Origin of the sequence: Epilithonimonas zeae (assembly GCF_023278365.1) — a bacterium.
In the GTDB taxonomy this organism is placed as follows: Bacteria; Bacteroidota; Bacteroidia; order Flavobacteriales; family Weeksellaceae; genus Epilithonimonas; species Epilithonimonas zeae_A.
The window spans coordinates 1,469,156-1,492,335 of record NZ_CP075338.1; the positions used below are offsets into that span (position 1 = coordinate 1,469,156).

Here is a 23,180-nt window from a genome sequence, read left to right on the forward strand (position 1 = left end):
CATTTTCAACTTATCTTTCCTTTTTTCAAAGGCTGAATGTAACACCTTACCTAATCAGCAGGTTGTTAAGACTTCAACAGGTCAGTTCCCTCGGTCTTTCTTAATAAGTATGACAGCAATTCATTATCACAGTGCAAAACTATGATAAGAATTTTTCTTCAGCAAATTTAATTCATACTAATTTGATATGATAAATATCATATTGATTTTAATTAACTGATTCAATGCTGATTGGCATAAGATTTAATTATCTAATAAAATGAAAGATTCAAAAGAAAAATATCATATCGGCTGTTCAGGATTCTATAATACAGACTGGAAAGGTTCACTTTATCCGGAAGATTCTAAGAATAAAGACTTCCTGAAATTATATTCTAAAGTCTATAACACGGTCGAAATCAACAGTACATTTTACAGAAAAGCAATAGCAAAAACGCTCCAAAAATGGAATGATGAGACGCCTGATGATTTTAATTTTTTTATTAAAATTCCAAAAACAATTTCTCATTCCGGTTATTCTGAAAGTAAAAAAGAAGAGTTTTCTGACTTTTGTAATTATATTAATGAAAATATGGGGAACAAATTAGCGGGTTTTTTAATTCAATTTCCATCATCATTTCATTGTACTGAGAACAATATTAAATGGTTAACAGAAACTTTATCTGATAAATTTTTGATTGCAGTCGAATTCCGACACGATTCTTGGTGGAATGATGAAATTTTCGATTTGTTCAAAAAACACCAATGGATTTTCTGCGGTGTTAGTTTTCCTGGAAAAATCCCGGAAGATGTAATTGTTACCAATTCTAAAATCGGATATTATCGTCTTCACGGGAAACCGATTCTTTATAAATCGCTTTATTCAGAAGAATTTTTAGATAATCTGGTTAAAGAAATCAAAGCTAAAAATCAAGAATTTTATATTTACTTTAATAACACTTGGGGAACTTCTGCCATAGAAAATTCATTATATTTAAAGAAAATTTTAGATTAAAATGAAAAAACTGGTTGTACTTTCCGGTGCAGGAATTTCGGCAGAAAGTGGGATAAAAACATTCCGAGATTACAATGGACTTTGGGAAAATCATCGCATTGAAGACGTAGCTTCTCCGGAAGGTTTTGCTCGAAATCCGCAATTGGTTTTGGATTTTTATAATGCCAGAAGACAACAATTGAAAGAAGTAGAACCCAATGCGGCGCACAAATTGCTTGCAGAATTGGAGGATTTTTTCGATGTTCATATTATTACTCAGAATGTAGATGACCTTCACGAAAGAGGCGGTTCCACCAAAATCATTCATCTTCACGGCGAATTGACAAAAGCAAAATCTGTAAACGAAAACAGCAAAATCATTGATTATATTGATGATATCAAGGTTGGAGATTTACACCCGGACGGCTCACAACTTCGCCCGCACATTGTTTGGTTTGGCGAGATGGTTCCGGAGATGGATAATGCGATTGATATTGCTTCTCAGGCAGATTTATTTTTGGTCATTGGAACATCTATGCAAGTTTATCCGGCTGCATCGGTTATCCGATATGTTCCTGAACATTGTGAAATTTTCGTCATCGACCCCAATATGGAAAATCCAAATGCTTTCACAAAAAATGACAACCATTTCAAAACTTCTGCAACGGAAGGAATGAAACAGTTGAAGGAAATTTTAATCAAAAAATATAAATAAAACCACAAAAGGCACAAAAGTTTTTTGATGCAATCAATATTTTAATAAAAAAGGGTTAACAAAAGACTTATTTAACTTTAATCTCATAAAATCAAGTATGTCTTTTGTAACTTTTGTGGTTAATCAATAAAATATACAAACTATGCAGGTAGAAATCAGAAAACTAAACATCGATGATTATGATGACTTGGCAGAAGCAATGCAAAAAGCTTATCCCGATATCGATGATAATGTCTGGAGCAAACGGAATATCCAGAAGCTGACTTCCATCTTTTCAGAAGGTCAAATCTGTATTACAGTTGATGGGAAATTGGCTGCTGCAGCATTATCCATTATTGTTCAATACGAATTGTACGGTGACCAGCATACTTACCAGGAAATTACCGGAAACGAATCATTCAACACACATACAAATGTCGGAAATGTTCTTTATGGCATCGAGGTTTTTGTTGATCCGGAATTCCGTGCATTGAGACTAGGGAGAAGATTGTATGATGCCAGAAAAGAACTCTGCGAAATATTGAATTTAAAATCCATCATCATCGGTGGAAGAATTCCGAATTATCATCTTTACAGCAAAGAATTATCGCCCAGAGAATACATCACCAAAGTTAGAAATAAAGAAATTTACGACCCTGTTTTAAGTTTCCAGATTGGAAATAATTTTTCTCCGGTTAAAATTCTAAAAGGTTACCTGAAAGGCGATTCCGAATCAGAAGAATATGCGGTTCTGTTGCAATGGAACAATATCTATTACACAGCGAAGAAAAATACAATGCAGGATAGCGTGATTCGGCTTGGTTTGGTCCAATGGCAGATGAGACCGTTAAAGGATTTGGAGGATTTTTACAAACAAGTCGAGTTTTTTGTAGATGCAGTTGCAGGTTATCAGTCGGATTTTTGTTTGTTCCCGGAATTATTCAACACACCGCTACTCGCACCTTTCAATCATATGAATGAAAGGGAATCAATGGAGAAACTGTCTGAATTAACCGAAGAAATCAAAGAAAAAATCTCTGAATTTGCGGTGAGTTACAATGTGAATATCATTTCCGGAAGTATGCCGATTTTGGAAGAAGGGAAGTTGTATAATGTAAGTTATCTTCTACACAGAGACGGAAAAATTGACGAATACCGAAAAGTTCACATCACACCAAATGAAAAGAAATATTACGGAATGACTGGTGGTAACGAAATCAAGGTTTTCGATACAGATTGCGGAAAAATCGGTGTCATTATTTGTTATGATGTTGAGTTTCCAGAATTACCAAGATTGCTGGCTGACCAAGGAATGAAAATATTGTTTGTTCCTTACCTTACAGACACCCAAAATGCTTACACAAGAGTTAGACATTGCGCTGCCGCAAGAGCCATCGAAAATGAATGTTATGTTGCCATTGCAGGATGTGTCGGGAATCTTCCGGGTGTGAATAATATGGACATTCAGTACGGGCAGGCGACGGTTTTCACACCTTCGGATTTTGCTTTTCCATCCAATGCTATAAAAGGCGAAGCTACACCGAATACGGAAATGACGATTATTGTGGATGTTGATCTTAATTTATTAAAAGAACTTCATTACAATGGCGCTGTGAAAACAATGACCGATAGAAGACAAGATTTATATGATGTGATCTTGAGAAATCAGATTTAATTTTTTGAGGTATTTAACTTCAATCAGATTTAATCATCTAATTTTGTAAAAAATATATTTAATGAAAAAGAACTATTTAATTGCTGCAGGATTACTATTTTCAATTTCTACACAAGCACAGCTCGGTGACCTCTTAAAAGTAGTTAAAGACAAAACAGGTGTTGACCTCAGCCAGGTCAAAACTTCCAACCCTACATCTACTAATACAACAACAACCACGAATTCCAATATCAATCTTGGTAATCTTACCCAGACCGAAATTTCATCTGGTCTGAAACAAGCTTTGAATCTTGGCGTAACAGAAGGTGTCAAAAAATTGGGAGTGACCGACGGGTTTTATAAAAATGAACTGGTAAAAATTCTGATGCCGGAAAAATTGAGAAAAATTGATACGACTTTAAGAACTCTCGGTTTAGGCAGTTTAGCAGACAAGGGTGTAAAATTACTGAACAGAGCTGCGGAAGATGCCGTAACAGAAGCTACTCCGATCTTTGCGAATGCGATTACGTCTATGACAATTACCGATGCGAAAAATATTCTTTTAGGAAGTAATAACGCCGCGACTAATTATTTACAAACCAAAACTCAAAGTCAGCTTTTCACAGCGTTTCAGCCGAAAGTTCAGGCTTCTTTAGGAAAAGTTGGAGCAGATACGGTTTGGAAGAATATTATTTCAAAATACAATACGTTGACCGGACAAACAGTAACGACCGATTTAAACGAATATGTAACCACAGAAACCATCAACGGAGTTTTCAAAATGGTGGCTGAAAAAGAAACAGGAATCAGAAACAATGCTGCGCTTAGAACGACTTCACTTTTGGAGAAAGTTTTTGGAGCGGTGAAGAAGTAAGAGAGTTTGAGAATTTCAGAGCTAGCTGGAGAGAAAAATTAAAATTCGCAGAGTGTTCACTTTGCGAATTTTTTCATTTATTAATGATTCTTTCGTAATTATTTAGAACTGCATCTCCGGAATTTCTCCTTCAATAATTAATTCCGCTTCTGTTGCTTTTACAATATCTTCAACCGAAATTCCCGGCGCTCTTTCCAGAAGCTTGAAACCTTTATCTGTGATTTCCATAACCGCTAGTTCAGTGACTACTTTTTTGACACAATTAACACCCGTCAAAGGGAGCGTACATTGTTTCAGAATTTTGGATTCTCCGGCTTTGTTCACGTGCATCATTGCTACGATTATATTTTCTGCCGATGCCACCAAATCCATTGCGCCACCCATTCCTTTCACCATTTTTCCAGGAATTTTCCAGTTGGCAATATCGCCGTTTTCGGAAACTTCCATTGCACCAAGAATTGTCAAATCCACTTTTTGACTTCTGATCATACCAAAACTGAAAGCCGAATCAAAAAAAGAACCGCCTGGAAGAATCGTGATAGTCTGCTTTCCTGCGTTAATCAAGTCAGCATCTTCTTCGCCTTCGAAAGGAAATGGCCCCATTCCCAAAACACCATTTTCACTCTGGAATTCCACCGAAATATCCTCCGGAACATAGTTGGCCACCAAAGTCGGAATCCCGATTCCAAGGTTGACATACATCCCGTCTTTCACTTCTCTTGATATGCGTTGTGCGATTTGTTCTTTTGTCAGCATAGTAAAATCTTATACCGCAATATATCAATATTTCATCTCATAGAAAAATGCTTTTTTGCCGATACAAATTATTATTAAAAACTATCGGATTTATATCAGTAATTTTGCAGTCAACAATTATGAAAACATTATTACATTACCTCAAACCACACAAATGGCTGATTATCGTCTCGTTGGTTTTAGCCGCTATAAATCAGGTATTTTCATTATTTGCGCCAGCAATTACAGGAAATATTCTCGACCAATTGGTAACACATCCACACTTTTTCGACAAAGAAAAATCGATTCCCAGAAATCTGAATCAATTTCTTTACGGAACCGATATTTATCACGGTGCATTTTACTTTTTAGCTTTGCTTGTTGGAACTGCGATGGTCAGCCGAATAGCGAAAGCGTTCCAAGATTATGCTGTGAATGTCATTACGCAGAAATTCGGAGCTAATATTTTCACGGACGGTTTGCAGCATTCTATGGCGTTGCCTTATCAGGAATTCGAGGACCAGAGAAGCGGTGAAACGTTGTCGATTCTGACTAAAGTAAGAGAAGATTCGGTGAAGTTTATTACGAATTTCATCAATGTGTTTTTTGGAATTTTGGTAAGTATTATTTTCGTTTCAGTCTATGCAATTAGACTGCATTGGTCGATAATGCCGGTTTATATTGTCGGGATTTTCCTGATTGCATTTGTCACGAATCTTTTAAGTAAAAGAATCAAAAATATTCAGAAAACCATTGTTATCGAAACTACAAGTCTGGCTGGAAGCACTACCGAAAGTTTAAGAAACATAGAAATTGTAAAAAGTTTAGGTTTGACCAAACAGGAAATCAACCGTCTGAATAATAATACTTATAAAATCCTAGGACTCGAACTGAAGAAAGTAAAAAGTATCCGTTCATTGAGTTTCATTCAGGGAACGATGGTCAATTTTCTTCAGCAGTTGATTACTTTGACACTTTTATATTTGATTTTCAGAGATGTTGTAACTCCGGGACAATATCTTTCATTGATGTTTTATGGATTTTTCATTTTCGGTCCGATGCAGGAAATAGGAAATATCATCATTTCTTATCGTGAGGCCGAAGCTTCTTTGAAGAACTTTGATAACCTGATGAAAAAACCTGTGGAAGAAAAACCGCATACACCAAAACAAATTGGTTCAATCAATGAGCTGGAGTTCAAGCACGTTTCTTTCAAACATCAATCCGCTCAGTATAAAGCATTGAATAACATTTCGTTCGATGTCAAAAATGGAGAAACCATTGCGTTTGTTGGACCGAGTGGTTCCGGAAAAAGTACATTGGTAAAATTACTTGTTGGATTATACAGACCTCAAGAAGGGAATATTTTCTATAATCAAATTAATGGAAAAGAATTTGACTTTGATGAACTGAGAAATCAAATCGGATTTGTAACTCAGGACACACAACTTTTTGCAGGAACAATCAAAGAAAATCTTCTTTTCGTCAATCCTAACGCCAGCGAAGAAGACATCGAATTAGCATTGAAGAAATCAAGCACTAAAACTTTACTCGAACGCGCTGAAAAAGGAATCGAAACTGTCATTGGCGAAGGTGGACTGAAATTAAGTGGTGGCGAAAAACAAAGAATTGCGATTGCAAGAGCATTACTCAGAAAACCAAACTTATTGATTTTTGATGAAGCGACTTCCGCTTTGGACAGTATTACCGAAGAAGAAATCACTTCAACCATCAAAGATATTTCACAACAAAAAGAACAAATTACAGTTCTAATTGCGCACAGGTTAAGTACGATTATGCACGCAGACCGAATTTATGTTTTGGAACGTGGACAAGTTATAGAAACAGGTTCACACGAAAACCTGATTGCGGAAAAAGGTTTGTATTATGCTATGTGGAGACAGCAGATTGGGGAGAGGAAAAATTGAAAATCATTTTAAATATAGATACTTTTTATTTTTATAATATTTTTACAGTTAAACTAGATAAGCTATGATATATCAAATTTTTAATGAAACAACATCCTCATATATTGAAGAAAAAAAAAGAATATGGAAATACAGAATTTGCTATAAAATTCAAAAACGATTTTGTCACAAAAGTCGAAAATAGTATAATAAATCCTAAACAATATAAAGTAAAGTCATCAGTCGGAGGCGGAAACTGGGCAAATATCCCTTGGATTGCAATTTTTGACAAACTAATAACTGAATCTGCACAAGATGGATATTATCCTGTATATCTTTTCAGAGAAGATATGAGCGGCTTTTATTTATCTCTAAATCAAGGAGTAACTAAAGTTGCTAAAACTTATAAAAAAAATAAAAGACAAGTTTTAAAAGTACGAGCAGAAAACTTCAGAGCGAAATTAAATGTAAGAGAAGATTTTTCTTTACAGGAAATTAATTTAAGAATTTCAAATTCGCAACAATCATCAAAACTTTATGAGTTCGGAAATATTTATGCAAAATATTATGACAGCAGAAATATTCCCAATGATCAAGCTCTTGTGGAGGACTTAAACTATATTTTAAATCTATATCAAGAATTAATTTATAATGATAATGATGAAATTCAGGATATATCTTCAAAAATTTTTGAAATTAAAAAATTAAAATATCATTTACGTGTTGAGCGTAATTCTAGAATATCCAAATTAGTCAAAGACAAAAAAGGCTATATTTGCGAAGCTTGTAGTTTTGATTTCGAAAATAAATATGGAAGCTTAGGTAAAGATTACATTGAAGCTCATCATCTTTCACCAATCTCTACATTAGAACCTGGAAAAATTGAAATGGATTTAGTTGATGATTTTGCAGTTTTATGTAGTAATTGTCATCGAATGATTCATCGTCTTGATAATCCAAGCAACTTGGAAGAATTAAAAAAAATGATAAAAAATTGTAACAAAACAACTACTCTCTCTTCCTCACAGTCCTCTGTTCAATCCTTTTCTCATAATTCTCACCTTGAAAAATCCGTTGAACCATAATTCCAGGAATATGGATTTCGTTTGGGTCTAATTGCCCTGGTTCTACCAACTCTTCCACTTCTGCAATGGTAATTTTTCCGGCTCCAGCCATTGGAAAATTAAAATTACGAGCCGAACCTTTGAAAATCAAATTTCCTGCGTGGTCGCCTTTCCAGGCTTTTACGATGGAGAATTCAGCGTTGTAAGCGTGTTCTAAAATGTGTGGTTTTCCATTGAAATCTTTGACTTCTTTACCTTCCGCAACTTCGGTTCCGAATCCTGCTGGTGTATAAAATGCAGGAATCCCAGCTTGTGCTGCTCTACATTTTTCGGCAAGCGTTCCTTGAGGTGTCAACTCTACTTCTAATTCTCCGGATAACATCTGTCTCTCAAATTCGGCGTTTTCTCCAACATAGGAAGAAACCATTTTCTTGATTTGTTTTTTCCGCAGCAATAATCCTAAACCGAAATCATCAACGCCTGCGTTATTGGAAATGCAAGTCAGATTATTTACATTTTTCTTTACCAATTCTGAAATACAATTCTCCGGAATCCCGCAAAGCCCGAATCCGCCAAGCATTATCGTCATTCCGTTTTCTATATCTTTTACCGCTTCCTGAGCGTTTTTGACTCTTTTATCAATCATAAAACTGAGTTTTCTTTTGTTCAATTTGTTGGTTTATAAATATAGAAAAATCCCTTTATTAGAAGAAAGAAAATAGAGAAAAGATGAGAGACTTTAGATTCTTGAATCAATCACCACAAAAGTCACAAAAGAAATAGCTATGTAATTGGCAAATTTCTTCAAATATAATAGGCTTCGACTCCGCTCAGCCTGACAATTTTAAAAACCTTCGAAAACCCCAGGCTGACAGAAGCGATTAGTATTAGATATGTTACACAGAGCTGAGTCGAAATGTTTAAAAATTGAATTGAAAACGTAGAATCTTACGCAGCCCGACTTGAGTGGAAATCCTTTTTTGCTTGTACTTAAGTTCTTTTTAATCTGAAATCGTTTTGCAAAAAAGATTGACTTCGTCGAACCACTTCGTTAGGTTTGGGAACGGAAGGCGGAAATAGCTGCCCAAATTATTAGTCATAAAAAAAGCCATACACCAAAATGTATGACTTTTCCCTAACAATTTTAAACTTTTATCGGTTGTCTATGGTAACGCTCACCGGCATTACATAAGATGATGCTACCATTTTTTGACTCAATTTGTCCATATCTACTTTGTAGATGAGGTGTGACAATACGTTCTCGATTTCTTTGCTCACGTTTTTGCAGTCGCCGTTGGCATGAACGTTGGTGATTTTACCTTCTTCCGAAAGACTGAATCTAACATCGGAATTCACCACGCCTTCTTTGTAATCTTGGTTTGTGAAGTCGAAATTATCCTTCAGCAATTTTCTTAATTCACCGAAACCGTCTCCGGAATTAATGAAAACTTCCTGTATCTTGTTGTCTGTCGTTTGAGCTTTTACTAAGTTTAGCGTTCCTAAAAATCCAAATAAAAATATTGATAACGCTAGCATTTTCTTGTCCATAATCAATTGATTTTAAGTTATTACTTATCTAATGTTACGACAAAGTTACATAAAATTTACAATCAGTTAATATTAAATTAACATTGAGAGTGAAAATTTAACATTTGGAATCTAGAAAAAAATTAAATATTATAAACAAGGTAAGCCTAAAAGATCCATTTCTGAACTCCAAAGCATTTTTATTTTTCCCTGTGGATCAACTTCAAAAACAGCACGTTCAGGGAATTGACAATCTGAACCGGAATTTTTGTTATACCATTTGAAATCATCGTAAAAAGTGAAATACAAATTATTGTAATTAGAAAAAATAATGGGATTGTATTTTCCAACTCCGTACATCGTTTCTGTACTTTCTTTTGCCGCAAACTTCTTGATCTTTGTATTAATTCCAGAATTGTCATTGTTATAATTCAGAGGAATCTCTTTCTCAGAAGCAATTAGAGGATTTCCACTTATCTTTTGATTAAAATCCAAAATGTATGCGATATAATCGTTTCCGCAGTCGTTGGATTGAAAAACGACTTTTTTTATTTTACACAGCTGTCCAGATTTTGTCCCATAAACGAACAAACTGTCTTTCATCTTTTTCCTGAAGACATTTTCAAATCTCTTGTTATAAATCAATCTGTCGATATGCAAGGTGTCATAATATTTATAATCTTTCATATCTTTTCCATAGATCCACGGCAGAGAATCCTTCTTTAAGAAATCTTCGTACTCTTTAGATAATGGCAAATCTCGGTTGTCAAACTGAACCGGAATGCAGATTGCGAAATCTTTGTCCGTCAACTGATAAACCCCAAAAACTGAATTTTTATCGAATTCATATTTTTTTTCGCTTATCACTTTATCTTCTATTTTCGTTGGAAGATTCTTTGAAACAATTTCTTTTTTCTGACACGAAACGAAAACTAAACAGATTATTATTTGTATAAAATATTGCTTCATTTGTATTTTATTTAATGATTTAAAAATAAAAAAGGATTCTGAAATTTCAAAATCCTTGATGTCTATTTATTTGTTTTGTCCCGGAGCAAAGGGCTTTGCAGACTTGGTTCCGTAGATTTTTTTAGCTTGTCCCGGCGGCATTGGTTTGGCACCGTGTCTTGGATGTTTTGGCGGCTTCGGCGGTCTTGGTGGCACTGCACAAGCGACAAAACTTAAAGAAAAAATAATTGTTGCCAAATAAAATTTAAATGATTTCATAACTGCTTTTTTTTACAGAATGACAAATCTGATACCAATTATAATTTTTGTTTCAACTATGGATATTTTTCCCAGTTTCTTTCTTCTAGATTAATCCGTTTTTGGATTTCCTCAAAAGAAATTTTGGAATCAAAAAGTTCTATTAATTGCTTTACTTTTTTTGCTGTGTTAGAATTTGGATTTTCTTTGATGAATCTTCTAAATTCCATTTTGTTTTCTTCATTCAAACCATAATTAGTTTCACCAACAATGTTAAAAGTTGAAGTATTATCCAAGCCGAAAAGATAATCGTGTAAGTAATTATTATAAAATTCTTTAGCATTAGAAACCAAAGGACTTTTTGGATATTTTTTGACAAAATTTTCCCAGAATATGGTTCTGTTTCCTAATTCTTTCCAAGAGATATTAAGAGCTGCATCGCCTTGATACAAAACTTCTTCTTCCTTCGACAACTGATAAATATAAGTTTCGTAGTCTGCAGTTACCTTACCTTTGAAAATCGAATAATAATGATTGGGCAACGATCGGATTTCCGTATAACCCTCACCAATATCCCAAAACTCAAGATCTGCTTTTTCAAGTTCGGATTTAAGTTTTTTCACATTTTCGGGAAACTTATAACTATCGCTTCCAGAATCGTAATAATTAACATATTCTTCTAAAATTTTGCTCTCAGCATTATTTAGACAAGCAATATATTGATTACGGATTTTAGAATAATCATCATACAATTTATCGTTCTGTTCCGGTAAATTATTGGCCGTTTCTTTTTCCGTTTTCTTCTGATACCACTGAAATGCGAGAACATAATCTCGAGTCGTATTCTTTGCCGAACAAGCTGTATCAATTGGTTTAAAAGATTCTTCTTTAGAGCCCACAGCTGAAATTGTATCGCTAACAACTAAGTTCTCAGAAGTTTTTGTTTCTTCTTTTTTGCAAGAAAACATCACTGAAAAAACCAGTAGAAATTTTAAGCTGTTTTTGATCTTATTATTCATTTCTAAAGTTCTTTTTTCAAAAACTTAGCCGTCAGACTTTTCTTAGATTTGATAATCTCTTCTGGTGTTCCTTCTGCAATGATTTGTCCGCCGTGTTTTCCACCTTCTGGTCCAACGTCGATTATATGGTCAGCGAGTTTGATCACATCCATATTATGTTCGATAATGATGAAGGAATTGCCCAAATCCACCAACTGTTCAATAGCTTCCATCAAAATTTTGACATCCTCGAAATGAAGTCCTGTTGTTGGCTCATCTAAAATATAAAGTGTGTTTCCAGTCTGTTTTTTGGAAAGTTCGGTTGCTAATTTCACACGTTGCGCCTCTCCTCCACTCAAAGTTGTGGATTGTTGTCCGATTGTGATATAGCCCAAACCAACATCTTTCAGGGTTTTCACTTTGTTAAAGATTTTCGGAATTGGCTGGAAGAATTCTACCGCTTCGTTAATTGTCATATCGAGAACATCAGAAATCGATTTTCCTTTATAACGAACTTCCAGTGTTTCTCGGTTGAAACGTTTCCCGTGGCAGGTTTCGCAATGGACATAAACATCCGGAAGGAAATTCATTTCAATGACTTTCAAACCGCCGCCCTGACAGGTTTCACATCTTCCGCCTTTTACATTGAAAGAAAAACGTCCGGCTTTGTACCCGCGGATTTTACTTTCCGGTAATTCAGCAAAAAGGTTTCTAATATCTGTGAACATCCCCGTATAAGTCGCAGGATTGGAACGTGGTGTTCTTCCGATTGGACTTTGATCAACATCTACGATTTTGTCGATATTATCAATACCTTCGATACTTTTGTATGGCAAAGGTTCCTGGATGGCTCTGTAAAAATGACGATTCAGAATCGGGTACAAAGTTCCGTTGATCAACGATGATTTTCCACTTCCCGAAATTCCTGAAACGACAACTAACTTCCCAAGTGGAATCTCCAGCGTTACATTTTTCAAATTATTTCCAGTCGCACCTTTCAGAACAATTGATTTTCCGTTTCCAGCTCTTCTTTCAGCAGGAATCTCGATTTTACGTTTTCCCGTGATATAATCGGCTGTAATGGTGTTAGCTTTGGTAATATCTTTCGGATTACCTTGCCAAAGAATTTCGCCACCGAATTTTCCCGCCTTTGGACCAATATCCAAAACGTGGTCGGCTTCCAGAATCATATCTTTGTCGTGTTCCACAACCAAAACCGAATTTCCGATGTCGCGCAATTCTTTCAGAGATTTAATTAATCTTTCGTTATCACGTTGATGCAATCCGATTGAAGGTTCATCCAAAATGTAAAGGACATTTACCAACTGAGAACCAATCTGAGTTGCTAAACGAATACGCTGAGATTCTCCTCCAGAAAGTGTTTTTGAGCTTCTGCTGAGACTCAGATAATCCAAACCGACATCCAAAAGGAACTGTAATCTGGTTTCGATTTCTTTTAGAATTTCGTGAGCAATTAATTTATTTTTATCACTGAATTTATCCTTAACATCCGCCAACCAATCTTTGAAATCCAACAAAGACAATCCGTTAACTTCTGCTATATTTTTTCCATCGATCTTAAAACTTAAACTTTCCTGACGAAGACGTGCGCCTTTACAAGTCGGACAAGTTTCTTCGGTTGTGAAATTTCGTTCTACCAAAACCGCATCGTAGTTTTCTCTCTCTTCAACAATTTCTTCAAGGATTTTCACTAAACCTTCGAAATTGATTTTGATTTTTTTCGAGATTCCGGCATGTTTCAGTTCTTTTGTAATATCACTGCTGTAACCGTAATAGATGTATTCCAAAGCTTCTTTCGGAATATCTTTAAAGGGCGTTGTCAATCCTAAATCAAAAACTTCAAGTATCGATTTGATCTGAGACAGAATCCATTTGTTGGATTTGATTTGTTCTAAAGGCAACAATGCACCTTGGTTAATTGATAATTTATCATTTTCAACAAAATAATCCGTATTGACTTTTTTTATGGTTCCAAGACCCTTACAAGTCTCGCAATGACCTTTTGGAGAATTGAAAGAAAAGGTGTTTGGTTCTGGTAAAGCCAAGGAATCTCCTGTAGAATCATCCATCAAACTCTTACTGAAAAAGTGAACTTCATCCTGTCCCATTTCCTGAATCGCAATGATTCCTTCTCCCATTTCCAAAGCCGTTTTCAGCGATTTTGACATTCTGGCTTCAGAAGCATTTTCGCCAATGATCCAACGATCAATCACCACTTCGATGTCGTGCGTTTTGTAACGGTCAAGTTTCAAATCGTATTCGATGTCCTGCAAGACACCATCTATTCTGGCTTGTGAATAACCTTTTTTGGAAAGGTGAATGAATAACTCGTGGTAATGTCCTTTTCTCGAACGCACAACCGGAGCCAGCAGATAAACTTTTTTCCCTTTGAAGTTATCTTTAATGGTTTCCAGAATTTGTTCCTCGGTATAACTTACCAAACGTTTTCCTGAACTCAATGAATAAGCATCCGAAACTCTTGCAAACAAAAGTCTCAAAAAATCATACAATTCCGTAATGGTTCCAACGGTTGAACGTGGATTTTTGTTCGTCGTTTTTTGTTCGATGGCGATAACCGGCGATAAACCTTCGATTTTATCAACATCCGGACGTTCCAATCCGCCCAAAAACTGTCTTGCATAAGCCGAAAAAGTTTCGATGTAACGGCGTTGCCCTTCAGCAAAAATCGTATCAAAAGCCAAAGAAGATTTTCCGCTTCCGGAAAGTCCTGTGATAACAACCAATTCGTTTCTTGGGATTTTTACGGATATATTCTTGAGATTGTGTTCTCTAGCACCGTAAACTTCGATAAAGTCCTGATTATCTTTCATTGAAAAGTCTCATTCTGGGAAAACGCAAAAATACGGAAATTAACTCGTTTTTTAATCATCGCAAAGGCGCCAATTTTTGAAAATTAATAAAACTTAAAAAGACGCAAAGTTTACCTTGGCAACTCTTAACAATTATAAAAATTAAAATATTTTGCGTCTTTGCGATAAAAATCAAACATAAGTTTAATAATATTTAACAATGTTTTTTAGGGAATAAAACTTGAGCTAAAACTATCTTTGCAACTTGAAATAATAAAAAAAAATGAAACGTATTTTATCAAGATTCACATTCGCAATTTGTGTTTTATCATCACTCTACTCTTTTGCGTGGGGATTGACAGGACACAGGATTGTAGCGGAAATAGCACAACATCACTTGAGTTCCAAAGCTCAACGAAATATCAAAAAATTATTTGGAGAACAGAAAATGGCTTACTACGCCAACTGGCCGGATTTCATCAAATCCGATACAACAGGTGTTTGGAAAGAAACTTCGTCTTGGCATTATGTCAACATCAATCCACAGAAGAATTTTCAACAGTTTAGAGATTCTTTATTGGTTCAGAAATCTCCGAATCTTTACACTCAAATCAGAATTTTATCTGATAAAATCAAAGACAAAAATGTTTCTGATAAAGATAAAAAAGAAGCTTTGATTTTCCTGATTCACTTGGTAGGAGATCTTCATCAGCCGTTGCACGTTGGAAGAGCGGAGGATTTGGGAGGAAATAGAATCAATCTGACTTATTTTGGACAAAACACTAATCTGCATTCCCTTTGGGACTCCAAATTGGTTGATGACCAAAAATATACTTATACAGAATTTGCGAATCTTCTGGACATCAAATCCAAAGATGAAGTGAAACAAATCCAGAGCGGAACATTAGAAGAATGGTTATTTGACAGCCACAAAATTGCTAATTCAATCTATTATCAAACTCCTAAAGATTCCAAATTGAGTTATAATTACAATTATCGTTTTGAATCCACACTTGAAAGACAGTTGCTTTACGGCGGATTGCGATTAGCGAAAGTGTTGAATGATATTTTCGGATAGAATCAGAAGTTTAGTTCTGAATATATTTAAATTTTTAAATTCTCGCAGATTTTATAGATTTAGCAGATTATAATTAATAAAAAATCTGTAAAATTTGCTCAATCAGCGAGAGATTATTTAACAAGTCCAATTCCAAAAGGTTATTGGACTTTTTTATTTGATTAGTTTTCAAGATTTGTTGATACAATCTTAGTCCAACTTTTTAATCATCCAAAGATTACAACCGGAATGTCCGGAATTTCCCAAAGCTTTTTCCAAATATCGAAATCCTTGCTTTTCGTAAATGGAAACAGCTTTGCTGAATTCTGGTAAACTTTCCAGATAAACTTGTTGATAGCCTAATTCTTTTGCTTTTTCAACACATTTTTCCATTAATAACTTTCCGATTCCTTTTCCTCTGGCTTCTTTTGTAAGATAAAACTTGACAAGCTCTGTCGTATTTTCAGGAAGATTTTCTGTTGGAAAAATACCGCAACAACCTAAAATCAAACCATTTTCTTCGGCAACAAATAAAGCTGATTTCCCAGTCTGAAATAATGAATACAAATCATCCGTAGTTGGGTCAGAATAAACTGTTCCATTGGTACAACTTACTTCAAAATCGTGAAAAGAAGTTCTGATAATCTTTGCGAGTATCTTGTTATCTTCTTTCTTATTTTCTCTAATTATTATTGACATTCTAATATTTATTTTAAATCAACCAAGGATATTTGTGGAAAATCCCATCGAAAAGCATTGCTAAAATCCCGAAGAAAATCCATAATCTTAGGAGATTCAAAGATTTGAATTTATCATTTTTTTGATTTCGAAACAACATAAAAACAGTTCCTATAATAACAAATATAGTTGCTAAAAAGTACCAAGCCATTATATTTTTGAATCCGATGCCAACACTCAGAATCACAGAAATTGCAAAGGTAATGATTAATAAAATTAATAAAATTGACCTTGTGTTTTGAAACCCCAATCTGTTAGCGATTGTATCATAGCCGAACATTTTATCAGCATTTTTTGTTAATGTATCTTTTATAACGTCAATAATAAACAACATCAGAAAAAGAAAAATCGCCAGAAATAAAATCTTGAGCGAAAATGTCTGGTAATAAATCAACATCCCGAAAAACGGATAAAGCGTTAACGACACAAAAGTGAAATTGTTAAGAACAATAATTTTGCTGAGTTTGTGACTGTAAAACCACATCAAAAACTGATAAATCAGAAAGAAAATAAAAACTCTATGCGACACAAAAAATGCCAATCCAAGTGACAAGGCGTTCAAAACAATATAAGCTGTGAGAAAATATTTTTCTTTCAAAAAGTTCTGCAATCTGAAACGGAAAGGCTTTGTAACCTGGTCTTTTTCTTTGTCATAAAACCGATTGATAATGCCACCAGCTAAAATGCTAAGAACGGAACAAATGATAATGGAGTGAACTTTGTAATCGAAGACAAAATTCCTGAAACTTTCTTCTCTATTAAATAGGAAAAACGTGGAAACATAGAGCGCAAAAGTAAGCAGAACCGCCACAAAAAAACGAGCACCCAAAAGAAAACCCATCAACTGAGAAATACGGTAGAGAGCATTTCGTGAAGTCGGTTTTGCTTCGTTTGTCATTGTTATTATTGCACTTAAACATTTCGACTCCGCTCAATGTGACAACGCTAATGCTAACTATAATTTAGAGCTGTCAGTCTGAGCGGAGTCAAAGACTTAGTTATATAAATTCGATTAAAATCTGTAAATCACTTCTTTGTGGAATCCCTCCAACATCTCTTCCGCTTTTGCATAATCTTTTGCAAAACCAAGGATATAACCGCCGCCTCCGCTTCCGCAAAGTTTAAGATAATAGGCGTTTGAATCCAGACCTTTTTTCCAAACATTGAAAAGATTTTCCGGAATCATCGGGCGGAAATGTTCGTAAGCCCAGACGGATAATTTCTTCAGATTACGGAAAAACGGATTCATATCTTTTTTCAGGAAAGCGTCGATACAAGCATTATTGTAACGGATAAATTCTTCTTTCAAAGTCTTACGGAAACCCTCATTCTTCAATTTTTCAAAGAAAATCTGAATCATTGGTCCTGTTTCGCCGGTAACACCAGAATCAATCAAAAAAATAGCGCCTTTGCCCAATTCTTCTTTCGGGATAGCCACTTTGTCCACACTTTCTTTGCTTTCTATCAGAATCGGAAGGTTCATAAAGCAAATTAACGGATCGATTCCTGAACTTTTTCCGTGGAAATAACTTTCCAATTGTCCGAAAATTACTTTCAAATCTTTCAGTTCGTCTTTTGAAATCGTTTCAGGATTTCTTTTGATAACAGAATATTTTTCGAAAATTGCAGCTACCAAAGCGCCAGAACTTCCAACGCCGTAACCTTGGGGAATATTAGAATCAAAGAACAAACCTTTTGCAATATCTGATTGGAACGATTTAACATCCAGTTGATAGTCGGAAGGTAATTCTAAATCTGAAAGATAATGGGAATATTTTTCCAGAGATTGATTAGATTTTTTTTCAAAATCATTATCCAGATCTGAGAATTTCAAGGTTCCTTTATAAAAACTGTAAGGTAAAGTAAGTCCCTGAGAATCCTCAATAATGCCGTACTCACCGAACAAAAGAATTTTTGCGTAAAATAAAGGGTTGTTCATATCGTGTTTTGATATTGCAAATTTACAAAATATTTTCTTTCAAAAATTATCAATTTTAATACCGAAAATTTAAATTTCTATTAATTAATCAAAATTAATCTTTGGGAGGAAATAATTTCAGAAAACCTTCATAAACACTTTTATGCAAAATGGTCGCGTGGTCATCGTCGGTCATTAACTTATATTCTAATTTTAAATTCTTTTTCCCGGAATTTTTAAGAATCTGATATAATCCGTCCGCTTCTTTTACCATCATCGGATGTTCCTGCTTCCCGACAGAAATATAAACGAATCGCTCGTCATCTTTCTGTTGAGTAATCAATTTTGCTGCATTATTATAAAGACTTTCGTTGTCCCACCAAAGACTCGGACTGATAATGAAATAGTGCGTGAAAAGCTGTGGCTTATTCAACAAAATTTCTGTTGCTACCAATCCGCCTAATGATTGTCCAATGATATATTTAGTTTTATCGGTGTTATAATTTTTATCGATGTATGGTTGTAATTCTTGCTCAACAAACTGAATGAATTTATCCGAATGTCCAGTAGTAGGATAATCTTGCTGTAAATCTTTCAAATCTGTGTGAAATGTAAAATCTCTTTTTCTATCAACATTTTCAATCCCGACAACAATAAAATCGGGCATCTTGAACGATAAATTGAAAAACTGCTGAAGTCCGACCAAATGAAGAAAATCTTCGTTCATACTTCCGTCCAATATATACACCACAGGATAAGATTTGGTCTTATCATAATTCTGTGGAAGATAGATATTCAGGATTCTTTTTTCTTTCAGAACTTCAGATGTCAATGTTACTTTTTGACCGATTTTCAAATCCTCAACGATTGGTTTTTGGGCATTTAAAATCGAAAAAAGAAATAAAAATGCGAAACTTAATACTTTCAAAAACGTAGTTATTTAGTATTATTTTTAACCTTAAGAAAACGGATGAATATCAATCCTAAAGCAAAGAAAATACTCATTGATAATGCTGCGAATCGCATATTATTGTAATGTTCAATCAATGTTGCAAAGATGAATGTTCCAAGAATAATCGCCAATTTTTCTAATACATCATAGAAACTGAAATACGTTGTATTGTCCATAGAATCTGTTGGAAGCAATTTGGAATAAGTTGACCTAGACATCGCCTGCAAACCTCCCATTACCAAGCCAATTACAGCGGCAACTCCGTAGAATTGATATTCAACATTCGGATTTTCTTTATTAAGGTAGTAAGCTGCAAGACAAGCTCCAATCCACATCGCTACAGTAATGCTGATGACATTTTTGTTTCCGATTTTCTTTGATAACCAAGAGAAAAATAATGCACCGATAATCGCTTCAATTTGGATTAATAACAATGTCATTATCAATTTGTCCTGAGCCATATTGATTTCGCTCTTTCCAAATAATGTCGCCATCAGGAAAATCGTCTGCATCCCGACACTATAAAAGAAAAAGCTGGTCAGGAAATATTTCAGATTTCTGTCTCCGAAAAGATGATTTCCAACCTTGAATAATTCTTTGAAACTTTGCTTAACGATGTCGATATAAAAACTGATGTTATCTTTGAAAACCTCAACAAAACCACCTTGCTCTGCGTGACTCTTGAAAATATTTTTATAATTAAGCAACACCAAATCTTTTGGCAATTGCTCCTTAACTTGACCAAATTGAGGTAAATGTTTGAATGTATATTGTGAAAATCCAAACCACCAGGCTCCTGTCAATAAGAAACTAACTCTAGTATAAATCGCTGCCTGTTTTGGTGTTTCAGCACAAACCTGAATCAGAACAAGGCAAATCACAACCAAAATCACAGAACCGATATAACCATAAACATAACCTTTTGCAGATAATGCATCTTGTTTGTCAGGCGTTGCAATGTCCGGTAAAAAGGAATTGTAAAACACCAAACTTCCCCAGAATCCGACACTCGCCGTCACACTGAATAATAATCCCAGCCAAACGGTTCCCATCCCTGTAAACATCGCCAATCCCATACAAGACGTCGCTCCCAGATAACAGAAAAACTGAAGGAATGATTTCTTATTTCCAATCGTATCTGCCAAAGATGACAAAATCGGTGATAATAAAACGACAATCACGAACGAAAGCGTCAATGAATAACCATAAACCGCATCCGGCTGATACTCTTTACCAAATATTTTAATGAGATTTCGCACTGGAACTTTTATCCATTGTCCCGTTTCTTTCACATACTCATCTTTTTCATAAGCTGTTGTGAGAATCGAGTAATAAATTGGGAAAATGGTAGATGTAATTACCAGTGAATAAACCGAGTTCGCCCAATCGTACAATGCCCAGGCGCGCATTATTTTCGGGTTATTTTTGATTGAGTTTTCTGTGGTCGTTGTTTCTATTTCTGACATTGGAAATATATTATTTAGACAAAAATAAAAAAACCATTAAATAAAATGATTAATTAATGGTTTTATTTGTTTCAAGTTTAAGATTACAAGTAATTAAAACTGTAGTTCGCCTTTGCAATCTTTAGCCGAGCCTTCCAAGTTAGTTGGTGAGCCGAAGAAATAGATAAGCGAACTTACATAAAACATAGGCTCGCCTACCAAAAACGTAGGCAAGCTTAGGAAATAGTTAAGTGAGCTTACATAAAACATAGGTCCGCATACCAAAAACACAGGTGAGCCTATGAAATAGATAGGCGAACCTGAAAAATCGGTATGCACCCCTAGTAAATTACAAACTCTAAACCCTTTCAGAGTTTGAAACTCTGAAAGGGTTCTTAAAATTATACTTCAAAATTATTATTGTAAATTCTCGATAACAATCGCTGTTGCGCCACCGCCACCATTACAGATTGCAGCTGCACCGTATTTTCCGTTATTCTGTTTCAAAACATTGATTAAGGTAACAATAATTCTGGAACCGGAACTTCCCAATGGATGCCCAAGCGACACCGCACCACCGTTCACATTCACTTTAGAATCATCCAAACCAAGTATTTTGTTATTTGCCAGACCAACCACAGAAAATGCTTCATTGAACTCGAAGAAATCAATATCATCTTTGGTGAGGTTTGCTTTTTTAAGCGCAATTGGTAAAGCTTTGGAAGGCGCCGTTGTGAATCTTTCCGGCTCAACCGCTGCATCAGCGTAAGAAATGATTTTAGCTAATGGCTTCAAACCTAATTCTTCCATTTTTTCTTTTGACATCAGTATCAAAGCAGACGCACCGTCATTCAGCGTTGATGCGTTAGCTGCAGTTACTGTTCCGTTTTCTTTTTGAAAAACAGTCGGCAAAGTTGGAATTTTATCAAATTTAACTGCTTTATATTCTTCATCTTCTGAGAAAACAATTGGTTCTCCTTTTTTTTGAGGAATGGTTACAGGAACAACTTCATCTGCAAATTTGCCGGCTTCCCAAGCTGCAGCCGATCTTTTGTAAGATTGAATAGCAAACGCATCCTGCTCTTCTCTTGTAATATCATTTTCTTTGGCACATAGTTCCGCACAAACACCCATATGAACTTTGTTGTAAACATCGGTCAAACCGTCTTTCAGAAGTCCATCCTGCATTTTAATTTCTCCTAATTTCACACCGCTTCTCCCGTCCAGATAATGCGGAACGCTTGACATATTTTCCATTCCTCCGGCAACAATAACATCTACATCTCCAGCTTTAATTGCCTGAGCAGCCATTGTCACTGCTTTCATTCCGGAAGCACAAACTTTATTAATGGTTGTAGAAGGTGTGTGATTGGATAATCCTGCACCCAAAGCGACTTGTCTTGCCGGGGCTTGTCCTTCACCAGCCTGTAAAACGTTCCCCATATAAATTTCCTGAACCAAAGCTGGGTCAAGATTGATTTTGTCTAAAGCTCCTTTTACCGCAGCCGTTCCCAATTGTGTTGTAGGAACACCCGACAGGCTTCCCATAAAACTTCCCATTGGTGTTCTGACCGCTGATACAATGAATACTTCTTTCATAATATTTTTAATTTTTTGTATTGATATTTTTTCTTTAAACACAAGGTTCACAAATATTTTTCACTAAGTTCACAATGTCCTTTCATTCATTCTAAAGTTAGTTGTGTTCCTTGTGCCAATCTTTGAGCCTTTGTGGTTCAAGTCTATTTTTTCTTGATGCGATTAAAATTAGAGCAACTCCTAAAAATTCAATGAACCATCCCCACGATAATTTCACAATTCCTGCAAATGTAGATTGCCAAGACTTGAACGGTAGAAAGCTGAAATAATCTAAAGATTTTAACTTAACAGCAACAATTGTGAAAACAAAAAGCAATATCATTAGAAATACCATTATTTTCACGAATTTATTTTTGCCGATTAGAATGAAAACCAGCGTCAATAAAGAAAATCCCCAAACCGCTATCGAAAGCGTATGGTCAACTTTCCAATAGTTCCAGTTTCCAACAATTGGAATATGAACCAATGGCAAAAAACTGCCTGCCACAACCAAAAACAAACCGATTAACTGTAAATTTTTCATTCTTAATTCTTGTTCGCCAATGTAAATAAAAATTCTTGACTTGCAAAAATGTAATAAATGATTTTCTGAAGATTATTTGTAATTTGGTTAAAATTTAACGATTGAAAAAAAACAGAATATTAACTTATCTACTTTTCTTTATAATCTATTTGATAATGACTTATTTCTTTGTCGCAATAGCTTATTCAATAGATTTTTTTAATTATCCGAATGTTATCCTGATTTTAGAATTCGGAATACTAAATTTTGTATTGGCTAAATATTTTCTAAAGTTAAATACGTATTTAAATATTTTATTTGCATTCATTACATCATCAGTTGGAATTACAACTGTATATCTTGGATGGCATTTTAAAATTGCTCCAGATTGGGATGCTTATGGGATACTAACGGCTGTTCTTTCTAACATTCTTGTATCACTTATTTTTTGGGAAATTGCTTTTTGGTTAAAAAGAACTTATATTAAAGACTAAAAAATCACATCT

General features: G+C 34.9%; 22 protein-coding genes and 1 riboswitch. Of the genes, 8 read left to right on the top strand and 14 right to left on the bottom strand.

Going from position 1 to position 23,180, the window contains the following annotated elements; genetic code table 11:
- Nucleotides 1-7 precede the first annotated feature (7 nt).
- Nucleotides 8-110, bottom strand: a riboswitch (SAM riboswitch).
- Nucleotides 111-259: 149 nt separating this feature from the next.
- The 4 genes from KI430_RS06435 (at nucleotide 260) to KI430_RS06450 (ending at nucleotide 4,195) form a co-directional block, all read left to right on the top strand.
- A complete protein-coding gene (locus KI430_RS06435; protein WP_248877431.1) occupies nucleotides 260-994 on the top strand; it encodes a DUF72 domain-containing protein in 735 nt (244 codons plus the stop codon).
- A gap of 1 nt (nucleotide 995) precedes the next feature.
- Nucleotides 996-1,688: an SIR2 family NAD-dependent protein deacylase gene (locus KI430_RS06440; protein ID WP_248877432.1), complete on the top strand. Its 693-nt coding sequence runs from the start codon at nucleotides 996-998 to the stop codon at nucleotides 1,686-1,688.
- Between the two features lie 142 nt (nucleotides 1,689-1,830).
- Nucleotides 1,831-3,342, top strand: coding sequence for a carbon-nitrogen hydrolase family protein (locus KI430_RS06445; protein ID WP_248877433.1), 1,512 nt, complete (start codon nucleotides 1,831-1,833; stop codon nucleotides 3,340-3,342).
- 61 nt (nucleotides 3,343-3,403) lie between these two features.
- The gene (locus KI430_RS06450; protein WP_248877434.1) at nucleotides 3,404-4,195 is read left to right on the top strand and encodes a DUF4197 domain-containing protein; all 792 of its coding nucleotides are present in this window, start codon (nucleotides 3,404-3,406) and stop codon (nucleotides 4,193-4,195) included.
- 102 nt (nucleotides 4,196-4,297) lie between these two features.
- Here KI430_RS06450 and KI430_RS06455 read toward each other — a convergent pair whose 3' ends face one another.
- The gene (locus KI430_RS06455) at nucleotides 4,298-4,951 is read right to left on the bottom strand and encodes a CoA transferase subunit B (RefSeq protein ID WP_248877435.1); all 654 of its coding nucleotides are present in this window, start codon (nucleotides 4,949-4,951) and stop codon (nucleotides 4,298-4,300) included.
- Nucleotides 4,952-5,070: 119 nt separating this feature from the next.
- Here KI430_RS06455 and KI430_RS06460 point away from each other — a divergent pair, with 119 nt between their 5' ends.
- Together KI430_RS06460 and KI430_RS06465 are read left to right on the top strand one after the other, a co-directional pair.
- Nucleotides 5,071-6,858 carry an ABC transporter ATP-binding protein gene (locus KI430_RS06460; RefSeq protein WP_248877436.1) on the top strand — a complete coding sequence of 596 codons (1,788 nt, stop codon included), beginning with the start codon at nucleotides 5,071-5,073 and terminating at the stop codon, nucleotides 6,856-6,858.
- 83 nt (nucleotides 6,859-6,941) lie between these two features.
- Nucleotides 6,942-7,922 carry an MrcB family domain-containing protein gene (locus KI430_RS06465; RefSeq protein WP_248877437.1) on the top strand — a complete coding sequence of 327 codons (981 nt, stop codon included), beginning with the start codon at nucleotides 6,942-6,944 and terminating at the stop codon, nucleotides 7,920-7,922.
- Here the strand turns inward: KI430_RS06465 and KI430_RS06470 are convergent.
- The 6 genes from KI430_RS06470 to uvrA all read right to left on the bottom strand — a co-directional run bounded on the left by KI430_RS06470 (nucleotide 7,846) and on the right by uvrA (nucleotide 14,484).
- Nucleotides 7,846-8,547, bottom strand: a complete 702-nt coding sequence (locus KI430_RS06470) for a CoA transferase subunit A (protein WP_248877438.1) — start codon at nucleotides 8,545-8,547, stop codon at nucleotides 7,846-7,848. The two genes, KI430_RS06465 and KI430_RS06470, sit on opposite strands and share 77 nt — an antisense overlap.
- A 506-nt stretch (nucleotides 8,548-9,053) precedes the next feature.
- Nucleotides 9,054-9,449 (bottom strand): hypothetical protein, encoded by a 396-nt coding sequence (locus KI430_RS06475; protein ID WP_248877439.1) that lies wholly within the window; start codon nucleotides 9,447-9,449, stop codon nucleotides 9,054-9,056.
- 129 nt (nucleotides 9,450-9,578) lie between these two features.
- The gene (locus tag KI430_RS06480; protein ID WP_248877440.1) at nucleotides 9,579-10,397 is read right to left on the bottom strand and encodes a hypothetical protein; all 819 of its coding nucleotides are present in this window, start codon (nucleotides 10,395-10,397) and stop codon (nucleotides 9,579-9,581) included.
- A gap of 66 nt (nucleotides 10,398-10,463) precedes the next feature.
- The gene (locus KI430_RS06485; protein WP_248877441.1) at nucleotides 10,464-10,655 is read right to left on the bottom strand and encodes a hypothetical protein; all 192 of its coding nucleotides are present in this window, start codon (nucleotides 10,653-10,655) and stop codon (nucleotides 10,464-10,466) included.
- Between the two features lie 56 nt (nucleotides 10,656-10,711).
- The gene (locus KI430_RS06490) at nucleotides 10,712-11,653 is read right to left on the bottom strand and encodes a hypothetical protein (protein ID WP_248877442.1); all 942 of its coding nucleotides are present in this window, start codon (nucleotides 11,651-11,653) and stop codon (nucleotides 10,712-10,714) included.
- 2 nt (nucleotides 11,654-11,655) lie between these two features.
- Nucleotides 11,656-14,484 (bottom strand): excinuclease ABC subunit UvrA, encoded by a 2,829-nt coding sequence (gene uvrA / locus KI430_RS06495; protein ID WP_248877443.1) that lies wholly within the window; start codon nucleotides 14,482-14,484, stop codon nucleotides 11,656-11,658.
- Nucleotides 14,485-14,746: 262 nt separating this feature from the next.
- Between uvrA and KI430_RS06500 the strand changes: the two genes are divergently transcribed.
- On the top strand, nucleotides 14,747-15,541 hold the full coding sequence (locus KI430_RS06500) for a S1/P1 nuclease (RefSeq protein WP_248877444.1): 795 nt from the start codon (nucleotides 14,747-14,749) through the stop codon (nucleotides 15,539-15,541).
- Nucleotides 15,542-15,730: 189 nt separating this feature from the next.
- Here KI430_RS06500 and KI430_RS06505 read toward each other — a convergent pair whose 3' ends face one another.
- The 7 genes from KI430_RS06505 to KI430_RS06535 all read right to left on the bottom strand — a co-directional run bounded on the left by KI430_RS06505 (nucleotide 15,731) and on the right by KI430_RS06535 (nucleotide 22,695).
- Nucleotides 15,731-16,219, bottom strand: coding sequence for a GNAT family N-acetyltransferase (locus tag KI430_RS06505; protein WP_248877445.1), 489 nt, complete (start codon nucleotides 16,217-16,219; stop codon nucleotides 15,731-15,733).
- A 13-nt stretch (nucleotides 16,220-16,232) separates the two neighbouring features.
- Entirely contained in the window at nucleotides 16,233-17,156 is a 924-nt protein-coding gene (locus KI430_RS06510; protein ID WP_248877446.1) for a UbiA family prenyltransferase, read from the bottom strand.
- Nucleotides 17,157-17,270: 114 nt separating this feature from the next.
- The gene (locus tag KI430_RS06515) at nucleotides 17,271-18,197 is read right to left on the bottom strand and encodes a mevalonate kinase (RefSeq protein ID WP_248877447.1); all 927 of its coding nucleotides are present in this window, start codon (nucleotides 18,195-18,197) and stop codon (nucleotides 17,271-17,273) included.
- 94 nt (nucleotides 18,198-18,291) lie between these two features.
- The gene (locus tag KI430_RS06520; protein ID WP_248877448.1) at nucleotides 18,292-19,104 is read right to left on the bottom strand and encodes an alpha/beta hydrolase; all 813 of its coding nucleotides are present in this window, start codon (nucleotides 19,102-19,104) and stop codon (nucleotides 18,292-18,294) included.
- A gap of 8 nt (nucleotides 19,105-19,112) precedes the next feature.
- Complete coding sequence (locus KI430_RS06525; protein WP_248877449.1) at nucleotides 19,113-20,594, bottom strand: MFS transporter; 1,482 nt, start codon at nucleotides 20,592-20,594, stop codon at nucleotides 19,113-19,115.
- A 396-nt stretch (nucleotides 20,595-20,990) separates the two neighbouring features.
- Nucleotides 20,991-22,172 carry a thiolase family protein gene (locus tag KI430_RS06530; RefSeq protein WP_248877450.1) on the bottom strand — a complete coding sequence of 394 codons (1,182 nt, stop codon included), beginning with the start codon at nucleotides 22,170-22,172 and terminating at the stop codon, nucleotides 20,991-20,993.
- A gap of 97 nt (nucleotides 22,173-22,269) precedes the next feature.
- On the bottom strand, nucleotides 22,270-22,695 hold the full coding sequence (locus KI430_RS06535) for a hypothetical protein (protein ID WP_248877451.1): 426 nt from the start codon (nucleotides 22,693-22,695) through the stop codon (nucleotides 22,270-22,272).
- Nucleotides 22,696-22,796: 101 nt separating this feature from the next.
- Here KI430_RS06535 and KI430_RS06540 point away from each other — a divergent pair, with 101 nt between their 5' ends.
- Nucleotides 22,797-23,168: a hypothetical protein gene (locus tag KI430_RS06540; protein WP_248877452.1), complete on the top strand. Its 372-nt coding sequence runs from the start codon at nucleotides 22,797-22,799 to the stop codon at nucleotides 23,166-23,168.
- The last annotated feature ends 12 nt before the right edge of the window (nucleotides 23,169-23,180 follow it).